We start from the raw sequence: 4,937 nt of genomic DNA, 5'->3' as shown, positions 1-4,937 counted from the left end.
GTGCCGACCGAGAAGAAGATTGCGATGATCGATCGCTGCAGCGAGATCGGCGTGCCGCTCATCGAGGTGACGAGCTTTGCCCATCCCAAATACCTGCCGCAGTTTGCCGACTGCAAGGAAGTGCTCGCCGGGATCAAGCGCCGCGAGGGTGTGCAGTACATCGCGCTCATCCCAAACGAAAAGGGCCTGGAGCGCTGCCTGCAGTTCTGCGAGGAGGGCATCGGCCCCACGGCGGTCACCGTGATCATCGCCGCGAGCGAGGCCTATTCGCAGAAGAACGTGAAGAAGAGCATCGACGAAGCGCTCGAAGGCGTGCGCGCCATCGTGCCGCGGGCCAAGGAGGCCGGGCTCTACGTCATCGGGAGCGTCTCGAATTCCTTCGGCTGCCACATCCAGGGCGACATTCCCTTCGAGCAGGCCGCGTGGCTGGCGAAGGAATACGCCGCGCTTGGCGCCGACGAGATCCAGTTCGGCGACACCACCGGGCAGGCCAACCCCGTGCAGGCGGGCGAGTTCTTCGCGCGCATGAAGGAGGCGGTGCCCGGCCCGGACCTCATCGCCCACTTTCACGACACCCGCGGCGTGGCCATTGCCAACGCCGTGGCGGCGCTCGGCGCGGGAGTCGAACGCTTCGACTGCTCGCTCGGCGGCATCGGCGGGCGTCCGGCGGGAATCGTCGAGGGCGCGGAGATGCGGCACACCGGCAACCTCGATACCGAGGACTGGGTTTGCCTGCTGGCCGAGCTCGGCGTGGACACCGGCATTGCCGGCCAGGACATTATCGATACGGCGAAGCTGGCGGCCGAGATTCTGGGCGAGCCCCTGCTCGGCCATGTCACCGAAACCGGCCCCGTGCGCCACAGCCCGGCGGCGTAATCCGCTTTGAGCGAATCCTGGAAAGAGCACCTGCGCCGCGCGCTTCCCGCGCTGGCGCTGTGCGCGCTCTGGGCGCTGGAGATCTTCATCGTTCAGGAACGCACCCTCGCCGGTCCGGCCGAGCTCGACTTTGGCGTGCAGGCCGCGCGGGGGCTGGTGCGGCTGGGTCTCGACCTGAGCGTGTGCGCCGCGCTCATGGCGAGCCTGCCCTACGTTGCGCTCGTCGCGCTCTACATTCTCGAAGTCGTCTTCTTCACGATCGCGATCACCTACTTCGATCACTTCCGCAGCCCGCTTTCGCTGCTGCAGGCCTGGCACAACTTCGGTGAGGGCGCGGCCATCGGCATGGGCGTGTTCGAGCTGCTGACCTGGAGCGCGCTGCTTCTTCTGGTCGCGGCCTTTGCGGTGAAGATTTTTCTCATCGTCCACTGGCGCCGCGCGGTCATTGAAGAGGCGCACCGCCGCCGCGTGCGCGGCTATGCGGGCGCCGCCGCCGTGGTGAGCCTGCTGCTGGCCATCGGCGTGCACGGTCTCACCCGCAGCGACGGGCCCGCCACCTTCAGCCGGCTGGGCAGCAGCTACGGCTACGTCATCGCCGGCATCTGGGAAGCGCAGTACGACCGCCGCGACCTGTTGCTGGCGCGCGCGGAGGAGGTCGTAAAGGCCTCCGAGGACGTGCTCGGCAAAGAGGAATATCCCTTTCCCATTCACGAGCGCTTGGTGCTCATCCAGGTGGAGTCGCTCGACTGGGGCCTGCTGGGCTACGACATCGACGGCGAGCAGGTGATGCCGTTTCTCACAAAACTTGCTGAAAAATCCGCGCGCTACCGCGTGGAGGCGATTCACATTCACGGCTCCGGGGACGCGGACTTCGTCGCCCTCAACAGCGTCATGCCCTCGCCTGACGTCATCACCTACAAGATTCCCGACTATCCCTACCGCAACCCGCTCCCCAGGTTCATGGAGGCCCACGGTTTCTCGACCCTCGCGCTGCACGGCGTGACCGGCGAGTTCTATGAGCGGCGCGCGGCGTTCAATCGCATGGGCTTTGACCGCGTGATCTTCCGCGAGGAACTCGAAAAGGACTTTGGCTACGAGGGCATCGGCTGGGGCGTGCCCGACGGGGATCTCTTCGAGGCCTCACTGAAACTTCTCGGCGAGAGCGCCGGCCCGGCCTTCCAGTTCATCATCACGGTGAGCAGCCACACCCCCTTCCGTCCCGGCCGCGATCCCGACCGCAAGGTGGTAAGCGGCAGCAGCATCGAAGAGCGCTACTTCAACGCCATGCGCTACGTGGACAATGTGCTGGAGAAATATATTTCGGCCCTGCCGCCCGGGACGAGCGTCGGGTTCTACGGCGACCACAACTCGGCCGTGCGCTGGCGCGACTATGATTCGGGCAGGCGCGGGCTCAAGGAATACGTGCCCTTCCTGCTCTACAATACGGGCGAGGACCTGGCCGCGCTCCAGCGCACGCGCGAGGCGCCCATTGCCACCGGCGGCGCGCTCAGTCTCATCCACGTCATGGATTTCCTGCGCGGGCTGATCGATGCGCAGTATCCCGCCACCCAGAACACGCAGAAAGTCGGAGAACAACCGTGAAAATTGTCAGCGCCGAAGAAGCCATCGCGGAGATCGGCTCGTCCCACCGGGTGCTGGTCGCCCACTGCTGCGGCCACCCGAGCGCCCTGGTCAAAGAACTCGGTCGGCAGGCAAAGCGCTTTCGAAATCTGCGCGTGATGGGCGGGATCACCCTGTGCGAGGCGCCCTATCTCGAAGAGCGCCACGCCGAGCATTTCCGCTTCGTTACCTACCACGCGGGCTTCGCCGCGCGCGAGGCCGTGCGCGCCGGGCGCGCCGCCTATGTGCCCATTCGCTCGAACGCCATGCCGGCTGCCTTCGCTCCGGGCGGCGCGCTCGAAGCGGATGCGGTACTCATTCAGGTCGCGCCGCCCGATCGCGAGGGGCGCTACTCCCTGGGGGCCAGCACGGCCTACGCGCTGCCGGCGGCAAAGAGCGCGCCGCTGGTCATCGCGCAGGTCAACCCGAGGGTCCCCCGCACGCTGGGCAATTCCTTTCTGCATGAAGACGAAATCGACTTCGCCGTCGAAGTCGATGAAGAGATCGTCCCCTACCGCGCCGCGAACTCCGGCGAGGTGGAAAAGCGCATCGCGGGGCGGGTGGCCGCGCTCATTCCCGACGGCGCGACCCTGCAGGTCGGTGTGGGCGGCGTGCCCGAGGCGCTGCTGGGATTTCTGACCGAGAAGAAAAGGCTTCGCCTGCACTCGCTCATCGTCGACAGCGCGCTGGAGCTCTTCGAGAGCGGCGCGCTGCTCGAGGAAAAGGGCGCCCACCGGGTGGGAGAAGTCATGGGCTCGCGCAAGCTCTTCGATTTTGCGCACGAGAACCCCCTCATTCACATGGATCACTCCGGCGTGATTCATAGCGCCTGCGAGATTGCGAAGATGGAAAACTTTGTCTGCGTGAACTCCGCGGTGGAGGTGGATCTGACCGGGCAGGTCGCCGCCGAGTCCGTGGGCGGCAAGACCATTGCCGGGGTGGGAGGGCAGATGGACTTTGCCATGGGCGGCGCGCTCTGCCCCACCGGCATCTCCGTCGTGGCGCTCCCCTCGCGGGGCGGAAAAAGCGGCGCGCGCTCGCGCATCGTCTCGCAGCTCTCGGCCGGTACGCCGGTGACGACGCCGCGTTCGCTGGTTCAGTACGTGATCACCGAACACGGGGTCGCAAACCTGGCGGGCAAGACCCTCGAAGAGCGCCGGGCCGCGATGCTGGCCATCGCGGATCCGGAGTTTCGGGAGGGGTTGGAAAGAGAGGGTGGGTAGACCCCGCCCCTAACAAACCGTATGTAGGGGCGGGTTCTACCCGCCCTTCTTTGTTGGCATTGCCTCCTCCCGCCTTCTATTGTCCGCCCACAGGCAACCGAGGGCTTGCCGGCGCCGGGGGCCCGCCTCCCGGAACTCTCGAAGGACCCGCGCCCAGATCAATCATGAAAAAGCTCGTCGTTACCGTGGTCGCACTGGGGGCCATCATCTGGTGGCTCACCCAGCGCGTGGACCTCACCGAGGCGTGGACGGCGCTGGGCGAGGCCCACTGGCAGTGGCTGGTGCTGGCGGTCGTGGTCCAGTTCACCAATATCTATACCAAGGGCGTGCGCTGGGCATTCGCCATCGAGGGCGCCATCGGTGAGCGTCCGCGCTCGCTGGTTTTTCGCTCGACCATGATGGGTTTCGCCGGGAACTTCGTGATGCCCGCACGCATGGGCGAGCTCCTGCGCGCCGCCATTCTCCACCGCCACAATCCGGGGGTGGGCTACACCCGCGCGCTGGCCAGCGCGGCGCTCACGCAGTTCTTCGACCTGATCTACCTGCTCTGCATCCTCGCGGGCTTTGCGCTGATGGGGGTGGGCTCGCAGCTCGTGAGCCCCTACGCGGCGATGACCTTCCTCGCCGCGGCGCTCGGCGCGCTGGTGGTGGTCTTTGTCTTTGCCTGGCGCGGCGACTGGGTGGAACAGGTTCTCGACAAGTTGCTGGGCGATCGCGAGGGACTGCCCGCGCGCATCAAGAACATCGTCCATTCGATCCACGATTCGAGCCAGCTCGTTCGCAACCCGCGCTTTTTCGCGCCGATCTTCGGGCTGAGCACCCTGTGCTGGATCTTCGAGATCAGCACCGTGTGGTGCGGCATGCTGGCCTTCGGCATCGATGCCAGCCCCAGCATGGCGGGGCTCACCATGGTGGCGCTGGCCCTGTCCTTTGCCCTGCCGATCACGCCGGGCAATGTGGGCACGCACCAGGTGGTGAGCGTGCTGGTGCTCGGTTACTTCGGCATTGCCGAGTCCACGGTGCTGGCCTTCAGCATCGGGCTGCACTTCACAATTGCGCTATCGATCATCGGGGTCGGTGGCGTGATGCTCGCCATGGAAGGCATGGGGCTCAAAGAGCTGCAGGAAGAGATCGAAGCGGAGAAGAAAGCGCTGGCGAGGGAAACATAAGAAGGGCGGGTAGACCCCGCCCCTACGAATCGCATGTAGGGGCGGGGTC

The 4,937-nt window shown here is 66.0% G+C and carries 4 protein-coding genes; all 4 read left to right on the top strand.

Annotated features, from left to right (window positions below; genetic code table 11):
- Nucleotides 1–876: hydroxymethylglutaryl-CoA lyase (locus tag KDH09_20015; protein MCB0221994.1), on the top strand; the 876-nt coding region annotated here is incomplete at its 5' end.
- Nucleotides 877–882: 6 nt separating this feature from the next.
- Nucleotides 883–2,478, top strand: a complete 1,596-nt coding sequence (locus KDH09_20010) for an LTA synthase family protein (GenBank protein MCB0221993.1) — start codon at nucleotides 883–885, stop codon at nucleotides 2,476–2,478.
- Entirely contained in the window at nucleotides 2,475–3,719 is a 1,245-nt protein-coding gene (locus KDH09_20005) for a 4-hydroxybutyrate CoA-transferase (GenBank protein ID MCB0221992.1), read from the top strand. Before KDH09_20010 ends, KDH09_20005 begins: the two co-directional genes overlap by 4 nt.
- 164 nt (nucleotides 3,720–3,883) lie before the next feature.
- Nucleotides 3,884–4,888: a flippase-like domain-containing protein gene (locus KDH09_20000; GenBank protein ID MCB0221991.1), complete on the top strand. Its 1,005-nt coding sequence runs from the start codon at nucleotides 3,884–3,886 to the stop codon at nucleotides 4,886–4,888.
- The last annotated feature ends 49 nt before the right edge of the window (nucleotides 4,889–4,937 follow it).

It is taken from the genome of Chrysiogenia bacterium, assembly GCA_020434085.1.
In the GTDB taxonomy this organism is placed as follows: domain Bacteria; phylum JAGRBM01; class JAGRBM01; order JAGRBM01; family JAGRBM01; genus JAGRBM01.
Note: the sequence above shows the minus strand (reverse complement) of the source record. Positions and strands in the feature narration are given on the sequence as shown.